Source organism: Methylocapsa aurea, from assembly GCF_000746085.1.
Lineage (GTDB): Bacteria > Pseudomonadota > Alphaproteobacteria > Rhizobiales > Beijerinckiaceae > Methylocapsa > Methylocapsa aurea.
The window spans coordinates 188,304-210,511 of record NZ_KN050805.1; the positions used below are offsets into that span (position 1 = coordinate 188,304).

Here is a 22,208-nt window from a genome sequence, read left to right on the forward strand (position 1 = left end):
CTTAATGAAGCCATCAGTGCCCGTCTCCTTGTCATCGAAACCAGGATCACCCAACCAGGACAGGACACCCGCCTACCGCTCAGTACGTCATGCCGCCAAGGCCCTGGATAAAATTATTGGGCAGCGCCCGATGCATTGTGCGAAGGTGGTCCCGAAGCCGCTCCCTAAGGCCGCCGCAATGATTGGCTGGCAGCGGAAGCAAGTAGCGCGCGCTATAGATAACTGCTTGATGCTGGGGTGCGGTTGAAGGCGAGACCGCTGCGAGGTGTCATTGGGGTCGGAGGCGGGCTCATGGTCAGGGGGACTTGCGTTCAGTCCATCGGAGCCGCTGGACGCGACAATAAGACGCGGGCCGCTCATCTGTCCGGGTACGGCGCGGATCCAGGAAATCCATAAAGCCCGTCAGGACGAACCTTGCCCGTTTGGCTAAACACCTTTTCGAAGAACGTCAAAAGGAATTTGTCCCACGTATCCGCCGATGCCGTGTTCAAGATTAGTCTTAGCCAGACGACATCCTCATACATATTGCCAGACGACGTTGTCCGATGCTGCATGATCATTAGAGCGCGGCCTTTCACGCCGACGATGCCCGCCTCGACTGTGTAAGGTGGCTCGCATTTCATGACATCCTTCATGAACGTCAGGTATTTTGGGAGCGTTTGGTGGAAGGTGTGCTCCATCGAGAAAGAAGATATCGTCTGGCGTTCCTCTGACTCTCCGCCCTCAAGAATGTACTTGTTCACTCCCCAAATTTCACCGTTTCGAAACAGCTGGGTGAAGCTGTCGATCCTGTCGCAGTCCCCACGCGAGTCGAAGACGTTGACGCCCCACTGGTTCACCCTCGGTATGCCCCCACGGCTGAGGCCAAACGTACAGTCGCTTGGATGTTGTTGTAACAGCGTGTCCACGGCAATCGGCATCGGAAGTTCGGTGCAGGGGATCACGCGCAAATAGAACGCGGGTCCGTGAGGCATTGTGTATTGCATCTCGTGAAAAATGGAGCGGGATTCGGCCAGAATGTCACCGTTGTTGAAGAAGAAAGCGCGAGAGGACGTGAAGGGTGTCTCTGCGAATAGCTTCCTTTCCTCCTTTGGCTTGTAGAGACTCAGCGCCGCGACTAACTTACCGACGAGCGTCTTTTTCTCGGTCGCAATCTCCAAAGGCGTCGCTTCGGGCGCAAGCATGTAGAGGATTGGGCCTCCTTTGTGTGCGAGGTCAAAAGGGACGCTATCGCGGGTGCCATAGTGCGTATTCAGAATCATCAAAAGCCCTTCTGTCCCCAGCGTGCGCAAAGCAAACCCGAGTTCAATCGCCACGTTAGGGTTCATGAGCCGCTTGCCGGTGGACGTGCTTCCGTCGTCGACCTTTCGGGCGGGACCGTTCCCTACTGGCGTCACATCGGCCACGAACACGGACGCCTCCTCTATCTTTTTCAGAATTTCTGCCGCCAAGTCTGGGCTGCCCTTCAAGCCCTTCCTGTCATGATCAAGGTGCATCCCGCCCTGAAATTGTTCGTCGGGCTCTTGGATGGCGTTCGCTTCCTTGATGTTCGCGATAGCTTCTTCGAGCGCGGAACGAATGAAATGCCTCGAAATCTTCCCCGGCAAGTCCGATTGCCACGCCCAAAATATTTTCACTCACAGATCCTAATGTTCGTAGACGGATTTCATAAAGAGCCGCGCGGCATTGCGCCATTATATAGGTGCGCCTTCCATCGGCAACGGCCAGCGAACCCCTACGGAACGAATAGCCCCGTTCCGTTTTCCGTAAGTAACTGAATTATTAACGTGTTTCCTTATGGGTCCCATATAAGGAGTAGATAGGTCCTCCTCTGATAGTCTCATTGGTTGGGGTGAACAATAGATAGCGTTCCCTTAGACAGCTTTGCAAGTGACAGGCATCCTGACACCCACAACACCCCCGGACACCTCTTGCATAGCTCGCAGCGCCACTTCCGACTTCGCGGCGGCTACAAGCAAACCATCGTGCAAGGGCAAGGCAGTCACGCCGCCATCCACAAGGCGCAAGAGCACGCCGACCATGATGCGGCTCTCGGTCATCATCAATTCCATTCCCGCCCCCGTCCCGACCACGCCCCTCAACACCGGGTGAGCCTCAAGGACCGCCTTGCGGACAATCCCAGGCGTCAGGCCTTTAGGCGCGCTGTGGCGTTCATCCGTAGGCCAAGCACGGCGTTCGCCCCGGTCGCACAAGAAGCAGTTGACGGCGAACTTCACAAAGGACCGCTTCACCGCCTCCAATCCCGGTATGGCGTAAAGATCGCCTTGGGGGGCTTCCTCGCCAGCCGCCGCATAGACAAGCCGAAGGAACATGCTGGAGAAGTCGAGGTTCGCAATGGGCTCGCCGTCAATGCGAATGCCGCCCCGCCGCTGACCCGCAAGGTTGAGCCAAAAGGCATTCCCAAAGAGACGCCCCATGCGGTCGAAGCGCGGCCCTTCATCGCCCTCAATGACAAAGTAGCGCCGCAAGGTCCGCTTGAAGGGGTCCACCCCGACCGCACCTTGTGCATTGCCCTCTGCGAAGCCGATATTGGCGGACGCTAGGTGGGCGTTGATGCGCTGGACTTCGGCCCGGTAAGTGCGGGAGTCGGGGGTGTCCCTGTAATCCACACGCTCGCGCTGTGTTATCCGCTCCGGCCCCCCGCTCTCCCATGAAAGCGTCGGAGTGTTGCGATTGAGGACGATGACTTCCTCGCGGGGATCGCGCCCAAAGTCCTTGAGGCTCACCCCAAAGCCTTCCACCATGCTGGCGACCCACGCGGAAGGCGCTACGGTAGTTGCCGAGACGCCCGTGATGCCAAGCCGCAACGCTAGAACATCGACAGCCTGTAGCCTTCCTAAGAGCGGCGAAAGGCCCTTCCCAAATGCAGGGTTGCCGTAGCGGGTTCCTTGACCATTTCCCCACTGGCCCTGCCAGCCCCGCCCACCATGTCTCAGCATGACCGCAAGGCAGCCAGACGCGGGAGGCATGAGGACAGCATAGGCGAGTTCCACAATGATCGCTTCGACCAGCGCCGCAAACCGTTCCGCGTCATCGCCTTTGCGCCGCCTCTTGCGCGCCCCCGTCCGGTTCTCATCAAGATCGCGCAATTCGAAGGACGCGAGCGCCACTTGGATCAGGTCCACTAGCGCACGCAATGGCTCGCCTTGCGCAACGCTCCATTGATCGAGCCACCGATTGCCAGCAAGCTGGCGATTGCCCGCGTGAACGTTGGATGCTCTATGGCTGGCATCGGGACATGCCTGAGAGCGTGCGCCGCTAATGGTTGCCGCCGGGGTCGGCGTGGTCATTGGGGTGTCGTTAGTATCGGTGGATTTCAAGCTTGGCTCCTTGCGGCGTCTCCTTCACGTCCACCGACTTCGGCTCACGCAACCGGTTCGGGTGGCGGGGCGGTTCATCTTCAAACACTGAAACAATGGCCGCGCGCCCACTGCCGCTGACATCCCGTTTGACGGCGAACCGCAGCGGATAGGGGCGCGAGAGGAAGTTATTTTTCCATTTCTCGCCCTTCGCCGTGACTCGGTCCTCAATCGCGTGCTTCATGGCAAGCACGTCTTTCAGGTGGTCCGCTGTGACCAATTCAGCATCTTCAGATAGCGCCGCCCCGAGATGCCGAAGGACCCGCCCCATTGACACTTGGAAGCCGCGAAGCTCTTGGACTTTGTCGGGGGCGGATGTTCGCTTCCAACGCTTCACAATGCCGCCGCCGATCTGGTTGAGAACTTTGGCCATCTGCACGAAAGCATATTCGCGGAATTTGAGCGGCCCGAGCCATTTCGGTGGGTCCGGGTCTTCCGCCAAGGCGGCTTCGACGCCAAGAGCGATGGCAAGCAACACCCGCGCGTCAACCTCGCGCCGCTTAATGCGCGCCCACACGGCCCGCGCTTTGTCGTCCGGGGACATTGCGCGGATATCGCTCGCTTCGACAACCTGCCCCGATGCTTCAAGCCGCCCTTCGATCCGCCTCAAAGCGTTCACAACGAAGAACTCCGAGACATTCGCTTTGCTCGCAAGCTGCGCGTTGATCCACTCGAAGGCTGCACGGCGATAGGGCGTCAATTGTGCGGCGGTGAGGCTGCTACGCGTCGGGTGGCCGTGTCTGCGGTAGTGGTCCCGATGCACCCGACAGAGCCGCCCTATGCCATGCTCTGTGGCGTCTAGAGGTGGGTGGTTGCACGGGAATACCAAACATCGGGCGTCGGCGTCTTTGCGGACCGTTGTGGCCTTGCGGATGGCCTCGGCGCGCTGCTTGATGCCTTTCTTCGAGTTCAGGGGTGGACGCGTCAGGGGGTTGCTCCTTGCCAGCAAGCTGGCCTTTCATGGGGTTGTGGAACGCTCGATTATTTCACATTAAAAGCGCGTGAATTGACCTGACCGCGCCTCGCCCAAACAGCCTGTCTCAGAAAAACTTGGATGGCGGCCGTTCAGCGGGAGGGCGGAAGGAAGGCCGATGCTCTTTGCAAACACCGGCCCTTTGTTCCTTCCCCTTAGGCTATCGTTTAGAACGCCGCAGTCATGGCCCGCGCCGCATCACTTAGGACCGCGCCCACCAAGATTTCCGCCATTTCGTCGCACCCCTGGTTGACCGAAACCCCGGACGTGCGTTCGTGCTTCTTGTAGGCCTGCCCGAGAGCGCGCCAGCTTTCAACGTCCTGAACCGTGGTTCCGTCTTCTTGCCTCCAGCGATTCCGCCGGAGCGCTTCAAGGCGCTCGAACGGATTGCCAAGGGGACAGTCAGGCGGCAGATTGATCCTAATGTCTCCGCCCGCCCGAATGAAATCCAAGGCCGCCGTTAATGCCTCCAAGAGCAAGCTCTCTGCGGTGCTTCCGCCGTCAGCCGCGCCGACCGCTTCCAGAGCCGTTGTAGCAGCGCCGCGGCAGTTGGGCCGTTCGTCGCGAACAACTACGTAGTACTTTTGCCGTCCTTGCGCCGTCGATCCTGGTCCTACCCACGCATCGCAACTCGGTATTCTGGCTTGCTCGGCAAGCATTCTGTCAACCCAATTGCCGGTTTCGTCGTCGTAAGTCGCATCGTATTCGTCCATGTTAACTCCTTGTTGGCTGCGTCAATGCAGAATGCAGAGGCCGCCGCTCTGGCTACAACTCGCGCGCCCACTATGAGCCTGTTTCGCGGTTGTGGTGGTTGTGGTGGTTGTGGTGATGCTGATGATTGTGGTCGGCGTTCAGACGCTGCTAAACCTTAGGCTCCGCAGCGGTGATTACGTCGCGCAAGAACCGCCGCCCCATGTCCGACAGACGGACCCGCTTAGTCCGCGCATCCTGAGGGTCCTTGAATGTTTCGATGAACTTGAGGCCATGACCGTAGCCTCGCGCGTCCTTTCCAGTCTCAAGGACTCGCAAGAGATGCGTCATCGACTGTTGAGATACATTCGCCCGCGCCGCTAGCTGCGTGACGCTTGGGCCGAAGTCCAGCTTGCCTCCCGCATCTAAGTTGCCGCCTTCGTCCTTCGCTATCTCAAGCAATGTCAGTGCGGTGGTCATTTGCATGTGCAGGTCAATCTCACGGAACGCCGAAACGATCCGCTTGAGAACTAGCATTCGGGCGCGCTCCTTATCGCTCCATTTCATGATGTGATCTCTCTGCGGGTAGACTGCATTCCGGTTGCGCCATCGTGGCTTATCAGTCGAAACCTATCCCGAGACCCGCAGGATTTGGACAGAATGGTTACGTCTGTGGGCGGGGTCTTGAACCTCACCTCTTGCAGGGACTTCTGACCGCTATTGCGTGCACCCCACTGTTACGTCGGGCGTCGCGGCTAACGTGCTTCCCCACTTTAGTGCCGACCCGATACACCTTTTTGTCGCCTTTAGGGCTCCCTCGGAAAGGAACTCGGCACCCGGAAAGGTCCGGGAATTTCCTATAATTAACAAACTAATTTGTATGTCAAGCTAAATATTCGCCCCAACGAAAAAGATTCGCGCGCGCTTCCTCCCCCCTCACCCGTGCGCCTCCCCACCGCCCAAGGCCCGATAGACGCTGGCCCTGCCAATCCTGAGCCGGGCTGCAATCTCGCTTGGTCCAAGCTTTTCTTCATCGCGCAACCGCCGTACTTCCAACGGGTCGATTGACGGCTTGCGGCCCTTATAGACGCCCTCCGCTTTGGCCTTAGCGATGCCCTCAAGTTGCCGCTCCTTTCGGATGTTCGTTTCGAACTCGGCAAACACCCCGAGCATTCCGAGAAAGGCCTTGCCCGCCGCCGTGCTTGTGTCGATTGGCTGCTCTGTGGCCTTGAGCGCCGCGCCCTTGCTTTCGATTTCCTTCACGATGCCCGCGAGGTCGCCTATGGATCGCGCAAGACGGTCGATGCGAGTCACGACAAGGGTGTCGCCAGCGCGGATGAATTCTAGAAGCGTCCGAAGCTCCGTGCGGCCTTCAAGCTTAGTGCCGGTGACTTTCTCTGCCCTGATAATGCTGCACCCGGCGCGCTCAAGGGCCTCGCGCTGAACGGTCAAATCTTGATCGGTGGTGCTGACGCGGGCGTATCCGTAGGTGGCCATTTCAAACCCTCCAATGTCTCAATAGGCTCTAGACCATCCCCTTATGGCTGTCTCATACTCCGAAGTCAATCCTAATGAGACATGAAAAGCGTCTCATGGCGCTGTATCGCTAAGGTGTACCCGAATGAGCCGCTTGGTTCGGGGTGGACGGAAGGACGGCAGTGCGTGGCGGGCGTGCGTTGAAAGTGCTAAGCTAAACCGGCATTTTTCCGATATGAGGTGCGCCCGTGTGGATTTTCATCGCCTCGCTGTTGGCCGTTCCCGCCGTGTTTGCCTTCCATTTTTTCAAGAACAGAGTGCAGCTCAGGACCTTGGAAGCCGCCGCCGCAGCAATTCCCGCCGACCAACTTCACGCCGCTTTTGTTGCCGCCCTCAGTCGGACCTTGCAGCATCTTTGCGAACTGCCCGTGGCAAATGAAAAGAGCGCGGCCGTGCATCTTGAGATGGCGCTGACGTGTGCGGGACGAACAGCGTCTCTGCAAGGCAAAGAAGGCGGGGCGGCATTTCGGATCGCAGCACGGCCGCTTTTCGTGGGGATGCTAAGGCAACTCGCGCGGTACCATGGCGACCAAATACGGGCAGGGCAGGTACCGGCAGAACAGATCGTGGAACGTGGGCTCGCTCTCCTGTGAAATCATAGGAAGCGTGCGCTCTGCTCGGCCGTCTTGCCTTTCCTAAACGCCCGCCGCGCTGCACCATGCACCAAGCCCGCGCGAGGCCGGACGGGGGGAAGTTCCTGCCGAAAGGCTGGTGATGGGGCCTCGAAAATTTGTGACCCCTTGGCAGTCCGAATGCCTGAGTCAAAATGTCGCGATGTCATGCGTAGCCGCCTGATCTAAAATAAAAAGCTCATATCCACATAGTTAAGTAATAGTATTATTTGCACTTCCTGCAATGTTCTGCTGCATTTTCATCTATCTTTCAGACACGTCATTGTGTAGCGTCCGCAACGTGGCGCGGCCGTGCTTTGCCAGCAAGAGCCGGACACTCTGACAAACGCATAGGAGACAACAATGGTAACGTTGACGATTGGGCGCGACTTCGAATTGGAGCTTAGTTGCGTCGGTTTCTTCCTACGGACGGCACGCCTCGGGTTGCACGTCATGAAGGCCATGTCTGCCCGCCGCCCCGAGCTTGGCGAGACTTGGATATGGACGGAGCGCGACACGGACACGGCGGCGCACGGACGCGTCGGCCCGCTTGAATGGTTCGGGGATTGGGGCTGGAAGCAGCATAAGAACTTGGAAGCGGGGGCGGCAACGGACTGAGCTTGCCAACCGTTACCCTGAACTGTTACACAATAGCGGAAAGGCGCTCTGGTTTCTCTATATTTATCAATGCACTATGGCTCTGTGTCTAAAGTTCAATCCTGTCTCGCAGCACCATCGCCTTGACGCCTTGCTTCCGATCCCGATCCAGCGCTGCCCCCAAGAGCGGGTTCCGCAGAGGACCGCCTTCCCTCCATCGCCCTCCGAGGCAAGCGCGCCGACGCGCTGCCCGCTTGCCGTCGCTTATTCTTAAATCCTTCAGAAGCGATCAAGGAGGCGCCTGTTGACAAAAGTTATCCACAAGAACGCTTGACAAACCTCCATATGTTTTCTATTTGTTCTCTATATATTCCTGTATTCGCCCGATCAAAATAGAGATTGGCTCCGGCATGGCGATCATCAAGAAAATGGCGGACGCGGCGAAACAGGATCATGGCGAGAGGGAAGAAGGGCGGCCAATAGCCGCTGTCAAGCCGGCCGTCAGATCCGCGAAGCGCATTGCTGGCGGTTCGCCGAGACCGCCCGCGGAGGGTCAGCCCTCCTTATCCGTCAGCGCGCCGAACAAGCAACGCGGTCGCGGCGCCCTCTCCAACGAAAGTGGACGTTTCGAGAGCGAGACTCGTTATTGCGAAGACGACGGCTGGGGCTCGACCGAGGATCTGCCGCCGCTGCGGACGCAAGTGACGCAAGAACGCGCTAAGACAATCATCACCCGCAATGACTCGCCCGATATTTCTTTCGATCGCTCGATCAATCCCTATCGTGGTTGCGAGCACGGATGCGTCTATTGTTTCGCGCGGCCGACACACGCCTATCTGGGCTTTTCGCCTGGCCTCGATTTCGAAACTCGGCTTTTCGCCAAGACCAATGCGGCGAGCCTACTCGAGCGCGAATTGTCGGCGCCGAACTACCGGCCCAAAACCATTGCGATTGGCGCCAATACCGATCCCTATCAGCCGATCGAACGCAAAGAGCAGATCATGCGGCAGATTCTCGGCGTGCTCGCGCGGACCAATCATCCGGTCGGCATTGTCACCAAATCGGCTCTGGTCCTGCGCGATCTTGATCTCCTCGTTCCCATGGCTGAGAAAGGCCTCGTGAAAGTGGCTCTTTCAGTGACGACGCTCGATCCCGGCCTCGCCCGCAAGATGGAGCCGAGGGCGAGCGCGCCCGCGCGGCGGCTGGAGACGATCCGGCTCCTGGCTCAGGCGGGCGTTCCGACGGTCGTCATGGTCGCGCCGATCATCCCCGCCATCAATGATGCGGAAATCGAGACCATTCTCACGCGAGCCCATGCGATGGGGGCGCGCGAGGCGGGATATGTCATGCTCCGGCTGCCGCTCGAATTGCGCGATCTATTCACCGAATGGCTGCTGGCGCATTATCCGGACAAGCTCAGGCATGTCCTTGCGCTGATCCGGTCGGTGCGCGGCGGCAAGCTCTACGACTCGACCTTTGGCAAGCGCATGGCCGGGTCCGGACCCTATGCCTGGATGATCGGACGCCGGTTCGAGGCGGCCGCGGCGAAAATCGGCCTCGCTAGAAGCCGCATGCCTTTGCGCTGCGACTTGTTTTCGCCTCCCGCGCGCCGGGGAGAGCAATTGCAATTGCTTTAGGCGTTTCCCGAGGCGCTTTGCGGAAGAATGCGATCGGAAACCAATCAATCCAGGCGGGAATGCGTCGGTTCGCGAAGGCGATGTCTCCTGGAGGATGTTTGTTTCCGACCGATCCTCCCTTTTTGGCGGACGATCCTTTCAAGAAAGTCCCGGCCTGCGCGGGGCCGCGCCCGGATGCTCCTGCGAACAAGTCTTTTCACGCCGGCGGGGATCGCCTAAATCTGCCGCCATGACGCGCGTTCAGAGGAACGGTTCCTCCCCCATCGATGCCGCAAATGGCGATGCCTCCGCCATCGCCCGACAGCAGCCCTCCGCCGAGGCGTTCGAGGAAGACGCCGCAGCTTGCACCGACATGGACCCTGGCCTCGACGAGGACGCGGCGCCGGCCTCCGTCCGCCACGGAGCCTCCGTCATCCGCGGCTTTTGGCGACACGCGCCGATAGGGCCCGGCGTCTACCGCATGATCGGCGCCGATGGAGAGGTTCTCTATGTCGGCAAGGCGAAAAGCGTCCGCAAGCGGATTGCGAGCTACATGCGCCCGCTGGGCCATGCCAATCGCATCGCGAGAATGATCGCGCTGACCGCCTCGATGGTCTTCATCTCGACGGAAACGGAGACCGAAGCTCTTCTCCTCGAAACCAATTACATCAAGCAGATGAAGCCGCGCTTCAATGTCTTGATGCGAGACGATAAGTCGTTTCCCTATATTCTACTGACAGGCGATCATGCGGCGGCGCAAATCACAAAACATCGCGGCGCGCGCAACAGGAAGGGCGATTATTTTGGCCCCTTCGCAAGCGTATGGGCGGTCAATCGCACCTTGAACGCCCTGCAACGCGCGTTTCTGCTGCGTTCCTGCTCGGACAGCTATTACGAAAATCGCACCCGGCCCTGCCTGCTCTATCAGATCAAACGCTGCTCCGCCCCCTGCACTGGAGAAATCAGCCACGCGGACTATGCCGAACTTGTGCGCGAGGCCCGTGACTTCCTGTCCGGAAAGAGCAGAGCCGTGCGCGAAAATCTCGCGCAAGAGATGACGGAAGCGGCCGACCGCCTCGAGTTCGAACGCGCCGCCCGGCTGCGCGATCGCATCGCCGCGCTCTCGGCGATCCAGGGAGCCCAGGGCGTCAACCCCAAGAGCGTCGAGGAGGCGGATGTCTTCGCCATTGTCGATCAGGCCGGACAGTTCTGCATCGAAGTCTTCTTTTTCCGGACCTATCAGAATTGGGGCAATCGGGCCTATTTTCCGCGCGCCGACAAATCCCTTTCGCCGGCGGAGGTGCTCGACGCCTTCCTGGCTCAGTTCTATGCCGATAAGCCGGCGCCGCGCTTGATCCTGCTCTCGCATGACATCGAAAACCGCGAGGTGCTCGAACAGGCCCTGCGCGAGAGAACTGACCGCAAAGTCGAGATCGCGGCGCCGCAAAGAGGCGAAAAAAAAGAGCTTGTCGAACATGCTGCGCAAAATGGGCGCGAGGCTCTCGGCCGCAAATTATCCGAAACAGCGTCGCAGGAGCATCTTCTCGCCGCCCTCGCCGACGCCTTTGGCCTGGAGCGGAAGCCGCGCCGAATCGAGGTTTATGACAATTCCCACATCATGGGGACGCACGCAGTCGGCGCGATGATCGCGGCGGGCGCCAATGGATTCATGAAGGCGCATTATCGCACCTTCAACATCAAGGGCGAGGAACTGACGCCGGGCGACGACTACGGCATGATGCGCGAGGTGCTGCGCCGGCGCTTTGCGAGATTGATGAAGGATGAGGCTGCGGCGTCCAACCTGGACCTCGCGCGGAGCGCCAGCGGCGAGCCGGAAACGGAGCCAACGCCGGCGCCAGCCGATGGGGGCGACGACGATCAGGATGCGTTCCCGCAAAAGCCTGACCTCATCCTGATAGATGGCGGTCAAGGCCAATTCGATGCGGCGCGCGCGATCCTGGCTGATCTTGGCGTTGACGGCGTGGCGATCGTTGGAATCGCCAAGGGTCCCGACCGCAATGCCGGGAGGGAAAGTTTTTTTGTCGACGGCCGGGAGCCGTTCAGGCTGTCCCCGCGCGACCCGGCGCTTTATTTCGTGCAGCGCCTGCGCGACGAGGCGCATCGCTTCGCGATCGGAACGCATCGCGCGCGCCGGAAAAAGGAATTTACCCGAAGCCCGCTCGACGATATTGCCGGGATAGGCCCCTCGCGCAAGCGCGCCTTGCTGCATGCTTTCGGCACCGCCAAGGCGATTTCGCAAGCGGCCTTGTCCGATTTCGAGAAAGTGCCAGGGATCAACGCCGCAACCGCCCGGCTCGTCTATGACTTTTTTCACGAGCGGGGCAGATAGCGACAATTCAACGCCCTCGCGGCGCTAAACGGCATTTTGACTGACAGGAGCCTTTGCCGCCTATTGACGCGGCCTTGGAGAATATGTTCCCTCGAGTCATGGCGACCACGACGATATCAAGAGTTTCAAGCCGGACCTGGGGCTTGCCCAATATCCTGACCTATGGACGGGTGGCCGCGGTTCCGGTCGTCGTCGGCTGCCTGTTTTGGTCGGAAATCGGATGGATGCGCTGGGTCGCCCTCGGCGTTTTCATCGCCGCCGGAATCACCGATTTTCTCGACGGTTATCTCGCCCGCGCCCTGTCGCAGCAATCCACTCTCGGCCAGATGCTCGATCCGATCGCGGATAAGCTTCTCGTCGCCGCGGTTTTGATGATGCTGGTCGCCGATCATACGATTGAAAGCTACTCCTTGTCGGCGGCGATCGTCATCTTATGTCGGGAAATCCTCGTTTCCGGGCTCAGGGAATTTCTGGCCGAGCTTAAAGTCTCGATTCCTGTCAGCAAGATCGCCAAATGGAAGACCATGATGCAACTGGTTGCGCTGGGCTTTCTGATCGCCGGTCCGTCCGGCGAGGAAATATTGCCGGGGACGCTGATCATCGGCTTGACCCTGTTCTGGCTTTCGGCCCTGCTCACCCTCTATACGGGCTGGGACTATCTGAAAGCCGGCATGAAGCATGTGAGCGGCGAGTAGCGCCGCTCGATCGGCATGCTCTCGCGCCGCGCAAAGGTTCGAACAAATGAAAGCTCTCTATTTCGCCTGGGTGCGCGAACGCATCGGCAAAGCCGAAGAAGAGCTCTCGCCGCCCGATCGGATCGCGACGGTCGGCGAACTCATGACCTGGCTGCGCGAGAAGGACGAGGGCTATGCCGCCGCCTTTGAAAATATGAAGACGATCAGGGCCGCGCTCGACCGCATCCATGTCAAACATGACGCGCCGATCGCCGACGCCCGCGAAATCGCCTTTTTCCCGCCAATGACCGGAGGGTGATGACGTGAGCTGCCGCGTCATCGTCCGCGTCCAGGAAGATATGTTCGACGCGGCGGAGGAAGCCGCCAAGCTCACGAAGAATCGGACCGACCTCGGCGCGGTCGTCACCTTTACCGGACTTTGCCGGGACGAAAGCGGCGCGCTGGCGGCGCTCGAAATCGAACATTATCCCGGCATGGCGGAAGAGGAAATCAGCCGCGTCGTTGCCCAGGCTGCAGCGCGGTGGACGCTTGAAGGCGTCGTCGTCCTGCATCGTTTCGGCCTTATCAGGCCAGGCGAGCCTATTGTGCTCGTCGTCACCGCGAGCTTGCACCGAGCCGAGGCTTTCGAGGCCGCCGCTTTTCTCATGGATTTTTTAAAAACTCAGGCGCCCTTCTGGAAGAAGCAGCATCCGACCGATGCTTCCGCCGAGTCCGAGCCCGGCTCAGGCGCCGCCGCTTGGGTCGACGCCAAAGCGGAAGATGACGCGGCCGCGCAAAAATGGCGCGGCTGAAGGCGCTGGATTTTTGGTCATATAAACTCTATGCATCGCCCTTTCGCAAGAACTGGCGCCGCTAGAGCATGTTCCGAAAAAGTTGATCGACCTTTTCGATCAAAACATGCTCCAAGTCATTGAATTTGAGCGATTCCTTTTCGATCAGATGACTCCATCTGATCGGGAAACGCTCTAGGGTTGAGGACGCCGCCGCCCGCGGCTCCCCAGCCACTTTCTGGCAAACATGGAAGGACCCGAAATGGAGTCGACCCAAACCACTCAAGAGGACGCCATCGGCGTCTGCGTCCGCGAATTCTACGCCAAGGCGCGCAAGGACGATTTGCTCGGCCCGGTGTTCAACGCCAAGGTCGATGATTGGGACGTCCACATGAGAGTAATCACAAATTTCTGGTCGAACGCCCTGCTCGGCACAGGCGCATATAAGGGTTCGCCTTTTGTGCTTCACATGAATTTGCCGATTGAGCTCGAGCATTTCACGCGGTGGCTGGCCTTGTTCGAAGACACCGCCAAAGCGACCTTGCCGCCCGACCTCGCCGCCAAGGCGCTCGCCAAGGCCAATCACATGGCCGCAAGCTTCAAGGCGGGGATTTTCCCTTTCGCCGGTCCCGACGGCAAGCCCTCGCGCCACCCCGCCTAGGAAGTGTGGACTCTTGGGATTCCCAAGGGTGTTGGGGTGTGATTCAAGGCTGTCTTTTGGAGGCAGCCATGGGCGTTCTGGACCGTCTGATTCTTCGGGACGATCAGTGGGAGCGGATGTCGGCCCACATCATCGGCGACGCGCGCACGCGCGGCTCGTCCGGCCGCGACAACCGCATGTTTGTCGAGGCGGTCTTGTGGATGTACGGACCGGCTCGCCCTGGCGCGACCTGCCCGAAGTGTTCGGCGACTGGAACAGCGTCTTTCGCCGGTTCAGCCGTTGGAGCCACAAAGGTGTCTGGTGGCGCATCTTCGAAGCCATGTCGGACGACCCCGACTTTGAATACCTGATCGTCGATTCCACCATTGTCCGCGCCCACCAGCACGCTGCCGGGGCTAAAAAGGGGGGTCTGAAGATCAGGCCCTTGGCCGCTCGCGCGGCGGCTTGAGCACCAAGATCCACATGGCCGTGCGCGGCCTGGGCTGTCCGGTCCGCTTCATCCTCACGGCCGGCCAGAAGGGGGATGCCCCGCAGGCCGAGGCCCTGATCGAGGACCTGCCCGCCGACGTCGTCATGGCCGACACAGCCTATGACAGTGAAAAACTGCGTCAGACCATCGCGCGAAAAGGCGCTGCGGCTGTGATCCCGAACAATCCGTCGCGCGCCCTCAAATACCCGCTCGACAAAGACCTCTACGCTCAACGCCACCTGATCGAATGCTGCTTTTCAAGGCTGAAGCAGTTCCGGCGCGTCGCAACACGCTTCGAGAAGACCTCGAAACACTATCTCGCCATCGTTACCCTCGCCGCCACCGTCATCTGGCTCAGGTAAGTGTCCACCCCGCCTAGGGCGTGACGCAAAAAGTCGATCAGAAAAGTTCGCAGTCGCCTCCGGCGGTGGCGCAGGCATTTTGGTCTTCCTCAAAAACAAGCCTCGACGCCAGATCCGCGAGCGTGACGACGCGCGCCGCCTCGGTCGGGTCCAGCATCCACTGATCCGAGGCGGCCGGGGCCAGAGCCGCCAGAAAATCGGCGAGGCCGGAGACTTTTTGCCCGATGTGATCGAATCCCTGCATGTGTCGCAGCACAGCGGCGTCACGACCTGCGGCTTCGACGATCAGCGGCCCCAGAAGGATCTCAAGATGCGCCAGCAGCCGGGCGAGATGGCTCAGTTCATGGCCAACGCGGCCAAGGACATCGCCCATGTGGACTTGCGAGCGGCGGGAAATCTCGACGCTTTCGATTTCAGCGTTCATCATCGGCGGTCCGATCGTTCGGCATCGAGAAGCGGTTTCTCGATTGGGGCATTGGCGAGGCTCAAAAAAATTCGACGGCGCCGCCGGTCGATGACTTATGCGCGGCGATGGCTTGCGGCGGCGGAATCTGGGCGGCGGTCAGAAAAACCTGGCGGGCGCGGCCGGAAACCGGCCAGAATTGAATGCGCCGGCCCTGGTCGCCGCGAAGACTGCCGCCAATCAACCGGATCCCTTCATTGCGCAGAAAGCGTTCGGCGAAGCCCGCGTTCAGGGCGCCGATGTCGGCAAGGCCATCCATCGTCCGGGCGCCCCCAAATAATTTCGCCTCAAGCCGCTCGCGCCGCGCGCCATGGCGCAGCAAGCCGTTGACCAGAAGCTCCATCAAATGAACGCCATAGCGCTCCGCTTCCTTCCGTTGCGGGCCATTCTCCTGCCCCGCCTCTTGGCTCGGCGATGCCTGGCCTGGCAGAAGGAAATGATTCATCCCGCCGACGCCCGCCAAGGGATCGCGCAGGCATGCCGCAACGCAGGACCCCAGCAAAGTGGTCAGCATCACGCTCGGGTCATCGGTGACGTGATATTCGCCCTGGATGATGTGAACGCGCTGTTCGTCCTCGGCGCCGAAGCGTCCGCCGATCCGCCCGGCCTGGCATTTGTTCATTTCAGTTTTCCAACGATGGCCTCGATCTGCGCCTTCAGCACAGGGATCGTGAACGGCTTGGCGATGATGTTATTGGCGCCATATTGCTTGGCGCGGTCGATCAGTTCCTTGTCGCCTCGGCCGGTCAGGAGGATGAACGCGGATTTCTTGGTTGGCTCATAGGCGCGGATGGCCCGCAGAAAAGCTATTCCATCCATCTTCGGCATGTTGAAGTCCGAAATCACCAGATGGGCCGGCTTGCCCATCATGATCTTGAACGCTTGCTCGCCATCGGCGGCCATTTCTATGTCGGAAATGCCGAGGTCCTGCAGGCCGCCGCGAATCAGCAGACGGCTGGTGAGCTGATCGTCGACGATTAATACTCGCATCGCTGCTGCGAACGGCATAGGTCTTCTCCTTCTCACTCTGCGCAAGTGATGCGTAAAATCTCTGAAGCAATTCTGTTCAAGGGGACCTGCTTCTCGATCGCGCCGAGCTCAAATGCGGCCTTGGGCATCCCATAGATGAGGCAGGAGGCTTCGTTCTGGCCCAATGTCGCCGCCCCCGCCCCGCGCATCGCAAGCAAACCTTCGGCGCCGTCGCGGCCCATCCCGGTGAGAATCACGCCAAGGGCCCTGGAGCCGACCGCGCTTGCGACCGATTGGAACAGCACATCGACAGAAGGCCGATGGCCGTTGACCGGATCGCTTTGCAGCAGGCGGCAGCGCAGCGAAGATGAATGCCCAATTTCCAAATGAGCCGCCCCTCCAGGCGCCAGATAGATATGTCCGGGAATGAGCGGCGCGCCGTCGACCGCCTCGGTGACGCTCGGCTTGCTGAGGCGATCCAGGCGTTCAGCGAAGGTCTTGGTGAAAGTCGCGGGCATATGCTGGGTGATCACGGTCGGAGGACAATTCGCCGGAAACTGGGACAAGACGGCGACGAGCGCCTCGACTCCTCCGGTCGATGCGCCGATGGCAACGACGCGTCCATCCGGGCGATAGGACCGGCCCGCTGGCAAAGCCCCGGCGCCGGACGAACCGCCTTGATCCGGCCGCGTCAGGGAGCGCACGCGCGATCCAGCGGCCGCCTTCACTTTTGCCGCCAGGAGGTCGGCGAAGACGTCCTGCTCGCCGGGCCCCGGCTTGGCGACGCAGTCGAAGGCGCCCATTTCGAGCGCGGTGAACGCGGCGGATGCGCCGCGGCTGGTCTGACTGGAGACCATGATTACGGGCGTTGGCCGCAGCCGCATGATCTTGTCCAGAAACTCGAGGCCGTTCATTTTCGGCATCTCGACGTCGAGGGTAATCACATCCGGGTTCAAGGCCTTGATCGCGGCGCGCGCCTCATGCGGGTCGGCGGCCTCGCCAACCACCTCGATTCTGTGGTCGCGGCCGAGCAGCGCGCGGATGAGGCCGCGCACGGTTGCTGAATCGTCGACGACAAGGACGCGGACCGGCTTCATGCGCGCACTCCCCGCCGCAGCCGATAGGCTGTGATGCCCTCGTTCTCGAACAAAGCCGCCGCAGCCCCGGCGAGCCGTTCGGAATGGCCGATATAGAGCCTGCCCCCCGGCGCGAGCATTGGGACGAAGCGCGCCCAAAGCCGGGCCTGAGCCTCTTCCTCGAAGTAGATCGCGACGTTGCGGCAGAAGATCGCCTGAAACGGACCCTTCATCGGCCAGTCGCCGAACAGATTGAGTTCGCGAAAGGCGACCAGTTCGCGCAGCGGCTCGGCGACGCGAAAGCTTCTTGCGCCGCCTCGCGGACCGCCTTCCTCCGGGACGAACCAGCGCGCCCGCATTTTCACAGGCACGGGCTCGAGGAGCGCTTCGGCATAGATCCCGCGTTGTCCTTCGGCGAGCATATTGGGATCGATGTCGGTCGCCAGCACCTTGACGTCGAAATCGCCCGCGTCCGGCATCAACGAGAGCACAGTGAGCGCAATCGAATAAGGCTCCGGACCGTTGGAGCAGGCGGCGGACCATAGCCGCACCCGTTCGCCCCGGCGCGCGGCTTCAAGCAGCGGCGGCAGAACTTCAACCTCGAGATGTTCGAAATGATGCGGCTCGCGGAAGAACCGCGTCACATTGGTGGTGAGGGCGGCCAACATCTTCTGACGCTCATCGACGCCTTCGCTCCTTGCGACCAAGGCGCAATAATCGCGGAAGCTCGCGAGCCCCAGCGCCCGCAATCTCTTGGCCAGCCGCGAATAGACCAGCGCGGCCTTGGATTCAGGCAGATGAATGCCGGCGTCGGCATGCAGCATGGCGGCGATCTGACGGAAGTCGTCCCCCGTCAGAACGAACTCGCCGGGCACAAGCCCAGCGCTCTTGGTTTTGAGGGCGTGAGCAAAGGTCATGCGGCGTCCCGTTCGGGCGCCGGCAGGACCTGGTCGAGCGCGATCAAGCTGATCATCCGCTTGTCGATGGCGAGGACGCCGCGGACGAATGTTTTCGCCATGTCGGAGGCGACGTCGGGCGTCGCCTGCACGAGATCGTCGGTCACCGTCAAAATGTCGGAGACCGCATCGACAAGAAGCCCAACGACTTGGGCCTCGATCTGGGCGACGATAATCACGTGGCGGGCGGTTGGCTCGGCCGGCGGAAATCCCAGTCTCGCCGCAAGATCCACGATCGGCAGCACCGCGCCGCGCAGATTGACGACGCCGCGAACGAAGCACGGCGATTGAGGCAGCGCGGTCGCCGGCGTCCAGCCGCGAATTTCGCGCACCGACATGATGTCGACGCAGAACTCTTGCGCGCCGATGCGGAAGGCGATGAGTTCGCGGGCGCTCGCTATGTCAGTCCTGATGATCTCGGTCATGTGCTTCAACCTGCTGTTGCTAGGGACTGTTCAAAGGCGGCGGAGTCGGCGCGCGAACTGGCGACAACCGCGTCGACGTCGAGGATCAGGGCGACGCGGCCATCGCCAAGAATGGTCGCCGCCGCAATGCCCGGAACATGGCGGTAGTTCGCCTCCAGGCTCTTGATGACCACCTGACGCTGGCCCAAGATCGCGTCGACCAGCAGCGCGCTGCGGACGCCGCCCTCGGATTCGACAAGGAGCGCGACGCAAGCCAGCGGATCGGCATTTTCGCCGCGATAATCGAGTTCGCGGCCGACATCGATCAGCGGCGTAAAATGCTCGCGGATGGCGATCACCCGCGCGCCGCCGCCAAAGCCGTGGACGTCGGCGATTTTCGGCTGCAGCGTTTCGACAATGGCGGTCAGCGGAACCACCAGCGTTTGGCCGGCGACGGTCACCACCATTCCATCGAGCACCGCCAAGGTCAGCGGCAGGCTCATGGTGAAGGTCGATCCCCGGCCCGGCCGGGAAGTGATCGATATGCGGCCCCCGAGCGCCTGGATCGAGCGGCGAACGACATCCATGCCGACGCCGCGGCCGGAGATGTCGGATATGCTCGGCGCCGTCGAAAATCCCGGCAAAAAGATGAGATTGTCGATCTCCTCGTCGGAGAGCGAAGCGTCGGCGGCGATCAGTCCCTTGCTCGCGGCGATCTCCTTGACTCGCGCGCGATTAATGCCGGCCCCATCGTCGGAGACCTCTATGACGATGCGGCCGGAGCGATGCAGGGCCGAGAGATGCACCAGCCCTTCCTCGGGCTTGCCGGCGGCGGCGCGCGCCTCGGGCGATTCCAGCCCATGATCGATGGCGTTGCGGATCATATGGGTGAGCGGATCGGCCAGACGTTCGATCACCGTCTTGTCGACCTCGGTGTTTTCTCCTTCGGTGACGAGGCGCACCAGCTTTCCGGTCATCGCCGCAACCTCGCGCACCAGGCGCGGCATGCGTTGAAAGACCGATTTCACCGGTTGGGCGCGGATCGCCATCACGCTGTCCTGGATCTCGCGCGTCAATTGCTCCAACTCGTCGAGCCCCGTCGCGACGCCCGAAGCGCGGGCGAGCCCCGCCTCCATGACCCGCTGCGCCAGCATGGCCTGATTAATGACCAGTTCGCCGACGAGATTGATGAGGCGATCGACGCGATCGAGATCGACGCGGATCGTCGGCTGCGATGCGCCCCCGGCGGCGCCTTGATCCGGCTTCGGTCCCAAATGCTCGCCGACGGCCTGCTCGGATTTCTTCTGCCGCGCCTTGGCAAGATCGATCACCCCCGGATCCGCCGATGCATCTGCGTCTTTACGAGAAGCCTCGGCAAGCGGATCCACGCGGGTTGGCGGCGGGCTCAAGGCCGAAAGCTCCGCTTCGACCGTCGCTTGCATTTTTTGAATGAGGGCGGCCAGGTCGATGTCGTCTGGCGCGGCGCTCGCGGCGTCGGACTCGATGTCGAGATCGCAATCCCACTCGACGAATTCGAACACTTCGCGGATCGCCGCCTCGTCCTGCGTCGTCAGCAATTCGATGGTCCAGGACAGATAGCCGCCCTCAGGATCGAGCTCCGAAAGCAAGGGCAGCGCGGATGCATCGCAGGCGATCGCCATCTCGCCGAGGAGCCCGATTTCGCGCAGGAGAAGCGCGGTCTCGTTCGCCTTGGCGTACAAGGTGGCCTTCGGCCTGAAGCGAATGGTGAAGAGCCGAACCGGGGGCGCGGCGGCGGCCTCCAGCTCGTCATCGAACATCGATTGGTCCATCAGCACCGGCTCGAATGCGATCTCCTCGTCATCCATCTCCGAGCCTGCGCCAGAGCCGTCGGGATCGAGCGCGCGCAGTTCTTTAGCGAGCGTTTGGCTGCGCTCGGCGTCGACGCAGCCGCCATCGCGCGCGGCGCGCACGAAATCGGCCAGGACATCCATCGCCCGCAGCATAGTTTTTAGAACCTCATGCGAGGGAGCGAGGCGCCCCGCGCGCAGATGATCCATCGCGGTCTCGAAAACATGGGCGAAATGCACCAGATCGTCGAGACTGAAGGCGCCTGCCCCGCCCTTGATGGAATGGACGGCGCGGAAAACCGCATTCACCGTTTCAGGGTTGACGTCGCCATCTTGAATCGCGAGAAGCCCGATCTCCAGTTCGGCGAGCTGCTCCTCGCATTCCTGAAAAAAGGTCTGTTTGATCGCCGCCATCGCATCCATGGACTTGTATCCTCTTTGGGGTCAGGCGGCGACGCGCCGAATCGCGGCGACGAGCTTGACGGGATCGAAGGGCTTGATGATCCAGCCGGTGGCCCCGGCGCGGCGCGCGCGGTCCTTCTTCCCGGCATCGCTCTCGGTGGTCAGGACGAGGATTGGAACCGCCCGATGGCGATCGTCGCTGCGCACGCCTTCGATGAAGCCAAAGCCATCCATGCGCGGCATGTTGATGTCGGTGACGATGACGTCGGGCGTCTCGCCGAGGAGAACCTCCAGCCCATGCACGCCGTCTTCGGCCTGCACCACCCGATAGCCGGCGTCGGACAAGGCCAGCATCAGCATGTCGCGCATGGTGCGCGAATCGTCGACGGTGAGTACTGTCTTGCTCATTGAGGCAATTCCTGATCGATGAATTCGGCTGGAGCGATCCCGAGCCGCTTCAAGCCTTCGATAAAGTCGGGCGACGGATTGATGAAAGCGAGCGGCGCCTCATCGGCCTTCCAGGTCATGGCCGCCGAGAGAAGCACTTGCAGACATTGGCCGCCGAGACGCTGCACGCGCGAGGCGTCGATGCTGAGTTCCTCGCCCCGAAGCGCTAGGAGTTGGCCGACCAGCGGCGCCGCCGCTTTCAGGTCGAGAAACTCAGGCAATTCAAGCACGGGCGGCGCATGGTCCCCGGTTTCGGGCGCATGGGACATCAAAACTCCTCCCAGCTTTCGTGAGCGGCGGCCTCCGGCTTGCGTAGGGCGCCGCCCCGGCTTGGCCCCGCAAGCGTCTTCAGCGCAGGGCGAGCTGGTCTCGATGCGGGCCTTGGCGCGCTCCTTGCCGCCTTGGCCCGCATCGGCTCGACATTCGCCTCCTGCCCAAGCTGGAAACGGCCAAGCTGGCGCGCCAGCTCCTCGCTCTCCTGGCTCAGCGAATGCGCCGCCGCCGTGGTTTCCTCCACCATCGCCGCATTCTGCTGCGTCACCTGATCCATCTGGTTCACCGCCGTATTCACCTGATGCAGCGCGCTCGCCTGCTCTTGCGCGCTCGCCGCAATTCCGGCGACGAGGCCGTTGATCTCGGCCACTTCGGCGACGATCCGGCCCAGCGCCTTGCCGGTCTCGCCGACAAGATCGACCCCCTGTCCGACCTGCGCCGTCGAGGCCGAAATCAGGCTCTTGATTTCCTTCGCCGCCTCGGCCGAACGCTGCGCCAGCGCCCGCACCTCGGAAGCCACCACCGCAAAGCCGCGCCCGGCGTCGCCAGCCCGCGCCGCCTCGACCCCGGCGTTCAAGGCGAGGAGATTGGTCTGGAACGCGATCTCATCGATGACGCCGATGATCTGGCCGATCTGCTGCGAGGATTTCTCGATCCCGCCCATCGCCGCGATCGCCTT

Annotated in this window: 25 protein-coding genes; 9 read left to right on the top strand and 16 right to left on the bottom strand. The window is 61.2% G+C overall.

The features are described 5' to 3' along the window. Positions 1-356: 356 nt before the first annotated feature. The 6 genes from DL86_RS18970 to DL86_RS18060 form a co-directional block, all read right to left on the bottom strand. The gene (locus tag DL86_RS18970) at positions 357-1,637 is read right to left on the bottom strand and encodes a hypothetical protein (protein ID WP_051953723.1); all 1,281 of its coding nucleotides are present in this window, start codon (positions 1,635-1,637) and stop codon (positions 357-359) included. A gap of 237 nt (positions 1,638-1,874) precedes the next feature. Next, a complete protein-coding gene (locus DL86_RS18040) occupies positions 1,875-3,341 on the bottom strand; it encodes a hypothetical protein (protein WP_156964738.1) in 1,467 nt (488 codons plus the stop codon). Beyond that, positions 3,322-4,329 (bottom strand): hypothetical protein, encoded by a 1,008-nt coding sequence (locus DL86_RS18045; protein WP_156964739.1) that lies wholly within the window; start codon positions 4,327-4,329, stop codon positions 3,322-3,324. Before DL86_RS18045 ends, DL86_RS18040 begins: the two co-directional genes overlap by 20 nt. A gap of 191 nt (positions 4,330-4,520) precedes the next feature. Beyond that, positions 4,521-5,066, bottom strand: a complete 546-nt coding sequence (locus tag DL86_RS18050) for a hypothetical protein (RefSeq protein WP_036264451.1) — start codon at positions 5,064-5,066, stop codon at positions 4,521-4,523. Positions 5,067-5,214: 148 nt separating this feature from the next. Further along, positions 5,215-5,580 carry a helix-turn-helix domain-containing protein gene (locus DL86_RS18055; protein ID WP_156964740.1) on the bottom strand — a complete coding sequence of 122 codons (366 nt, stop codon included), beginning with the start codon at positions 5,578-5,580 and terminating at the stop codon, positions 5,215-5,217. A 399-nt stretch (positions 5,581-5,979) separates the two neighbouring features. After that, a complete protein-coding gene (locus DL86_RS18060) occupies positions 5,980-6,540 on the bottom strand; it encodes a recombinase family protein (RefSeq protein ID WP_036264453.1) in 561 nt (186 codons plus the stop codon). A gap of 227 nt (positions 6,541-6,767) precedes the next feature. Between DL86_RS18060 and DL86_RS18065 the strand changes: the two genes are divergently transcribed. The 9 genes from DL86_RS18065 to DL86_RS20765 all read left to right on the top strand — a co-directional run bounded on the left by DL86_RS18065 (position 6,768) and on the right by DL86_RS20765 (position 14,710). Beyond that, positions 6,768-7,172, top strand: a complete 405-nt coding sequence (locus DL86_RS18065; RefSeq protein WP_036264454.1) for a hypothetical protein — start codon at positions 6,768-6,770, stop codon at positions 7,170-7,172. 1,025 nt (positions 7,173-8,197) lie between these two features. Next, the gene (locus DL86_RS18075) at positions 8,198-9,424 is read left to right on the top strand and encodes a PA0069 family radical SAM protein (protein ID WP_245276428.1); all 1,227 of its coding nucleotides are present in this window, start codon (positions 8,198-8,200) and stop codon (positions 9,422-9,424) included. A 229-nt stretch (positions 9,425-9,653) separates the two neighbouring features. Beyond that, on the top strand, positions 9,654-11,753 hold the full coding sequence (uvrC, locus tag DL86_RS18085) for an excinuclease ABC subunit UvrC (protein WP_084573017.1): 2,100 nt from the start codon (positions 9,654-9,656) through the stop codon (positions 11,751-11,753). 83 nt (positions 11,754-11,836) lie between these two features. Then, positions 11,837-12,448 (top strand): CDP-diacylglycerol--glycerol-3-phosphate 3-phosphatidyltransferase, encoded by a 612-nt coding sequence (pgsA, locus tag DL86_RS18090; RefSeq protein WP_425348945.1) that lies wholly within the window; start codon positions 11,837-11,839, stop codon positions 12,446-12,448. Between the two features lie 46 nt (positions 12,449-12,494). Further along, on the top strand, positions 12,495-12,746 hold the full coding sequence (gene moaD, locus DL86_RS18095; RefSeq protein WP_036264461.1) for a molybdopterin converting factor subunit 1: 252 nt from the start codon (positions 12,495-12,497) through the stop codon (positions 12,744-12,746). Positions 12,747-12,750: 4 nt separating this feature from the next. Further along, complete coding sequence (locus DL86_RS18100; RefSeq protein ID WP_036264463.1) at positions 12,751-13,239, top strand: molybdenum cofactor biosynthesis protein MoaE; 489 nt, start codon at positions 12,751-12,753, stop codon at positions 13,237-13,239. A gap of 241 nt (positions 13,240-13,480) precedes the next feature. Further along, on the top strand, positions 13,481-13,879 hold the full coding sequence (locus DL86_RS18105; RefSeq protein ID WP_156964741.1) for a group III truncated hemoglobin: 399 nt from the start codon (positions 13,481-13,483) through the stop codon (positions 13,877-13,879). Positions 13,880-14,075: 196 nt separating this feature from the next. Beyond that, a complete protein-coding gene (locus DL86_RS20760; protein WP_425348946.1) occupies positions 14,076-14,327 on the top strand; it encodes a transposase in 252 nt (83 codons plus the stop codon). Further along, positions 14,324-14,710 carry an IS5 family transposase gene (locus tag DL86_RS20765; protein ID WP_342585881.1) on the top strand — a complete coding sequence of 129 codons (387 nt, stop codon included), beginning with the start codon at positions 14,324-14,326 and terminating at the stop codon, positions 14,708-14,710. Before DL86_RS20760 ends, DL86_RS20765 begins: the two co-directional genes overlap by 4 nt. A 37-nt stretch (positions 14,711-14,747) precedes the next feature. On the opposite strand, the gene DL86_RS18120 is transcribed toward DL86_RS20765, so the two are convergent. The 10 genes from DL86_RS18120 to DL86_RS20645 form a co-directional block, all read right to left on the bottom strand. Continuing rightward, on the bottom strand, positions 14,748-15,137 hold the full coding sequence (locus DL86_RS18120; protein ID WP_036264470.1) for a hypothetical protein: 390 nt from the start codon (positions 15,135-15,137) through the stop codon (positions 14,748-14,750). A 58-nt stretch (positions 15,138-15,195) separates the two neighbouring features. After that, positions 15,196-15,795 (bottom strand): chemotaxis protein CheD, encoded by a 600-nt coding sequence (locus tag DL86_RS18125; RefSeq protein ID WP_051953725.1) that lies wholly within the window; start codon positions 15,793-15,795, stop codon positions 15,196-15,198. Continuing rightward, positions 15,792-16,181, bottom strand: a complete 390-nt coding sequence (locus tag DL86_RS18130; protein ID WP_036264472.1) for a response regulator — start codon at positions 16,179-16,181, stop codon at positions 15,792-15,794. Before DL86_RS18130 ends, DL86_RS18125 begins: the two co-directional genes overlap by 4 nt. A 14-nt stretch (positions 16,182-16,195) precedes the next feature. After that, the gene (locus DL86_RS18135) at positions 16,196-17,239 is read right to left on the bottom strand and encodes a protein-glutamate methylesterase/protein-glutamine glutaminase (RefSeq protein ID WP_036264474.1); all 1,044 of its coding nucleotides are present in this window, start codon (positions 17,237-17,239) and stop codon (positions 16,196-16,198) included. Then, the gene (locus DL86_RS18140) at positions 17,236-18,135 is read right to left on the bottom strand and encodes a CheR family methyltransferase (protein ID WP_036264475.1); all 900 of its coding nucleotides are present in this window, start codon (positions 18,133-18,135) and stop codon (positions 17,236-17,238) included. The genes DL86_RS18135 and DL86_RS18140 overlap by 4 nt, the downstream gene beginning before the upstream one ends. Further along, positions 18,132-18,599 carry a chemotaxis protein CheW gene (locus DL86_RS18145; RefSeq protein WP_036264477.1) on the bottom strand — a complete coding sequence of 156 codons (468 nt, stop codon included), beginning with the start codon at positions 18,597-18,599 and terminating at the stop codon, positions 18,132-18,134. Before DL86_RS18145 ends, DL86_RS18140 begins: the two co-directional genes overlap by 4 nt. Positions 18,600-18,604: 5 nt before the next feature. Further along, positions 18,605-20,830, bottom strand: coding sequence for a chemotaxis protein CheA (locus DL86_RS18150; RefSeq protein WP_036264479.1), 2,226 nt, complete (start codon positions 20,828-20,830; stop codon positions 18,605-18,607). A 21-nt stretch (positions 20,831-20,851) separates the two neighbouring features. Next, positions 20,852-21,217 carry a response regulator gene (locus DL86_RS18155; protein WP_036264482.1) on the bottom strand — a complete coding sequence of 122 codons (366 nt, stop codon included), beginning with the start codon at positions 21,215-21,217 and terminating at the stop codon, positions 20,852-20,854. Further along, positions 21,214-21,525: an STAS domain-containing protein gene (locus tag DL86_RS18160; protein WP_036264484.1), complete on the bottom strand. Its 312-nt coding sequence runs from the start codon at positions 21,523-21,525 to the stop codon at positions 21,214-21,216. The genes DL86_RS18155 and DL86_RS18160 overlap by 4 nt, the downstream gene beginning before the upstream one ends. Then, on the bottom strand, positions 21,525-22,208 hold a 684-nt coding region (locus tag DL86_RS20645), incomplete at its 5' end, for a methyl-accepting chemotaxis protein (protein ID WP_245276429.1). The genes DL86_RS20645 and DL86_RS18160, both read right to left, overlap by 1 nt.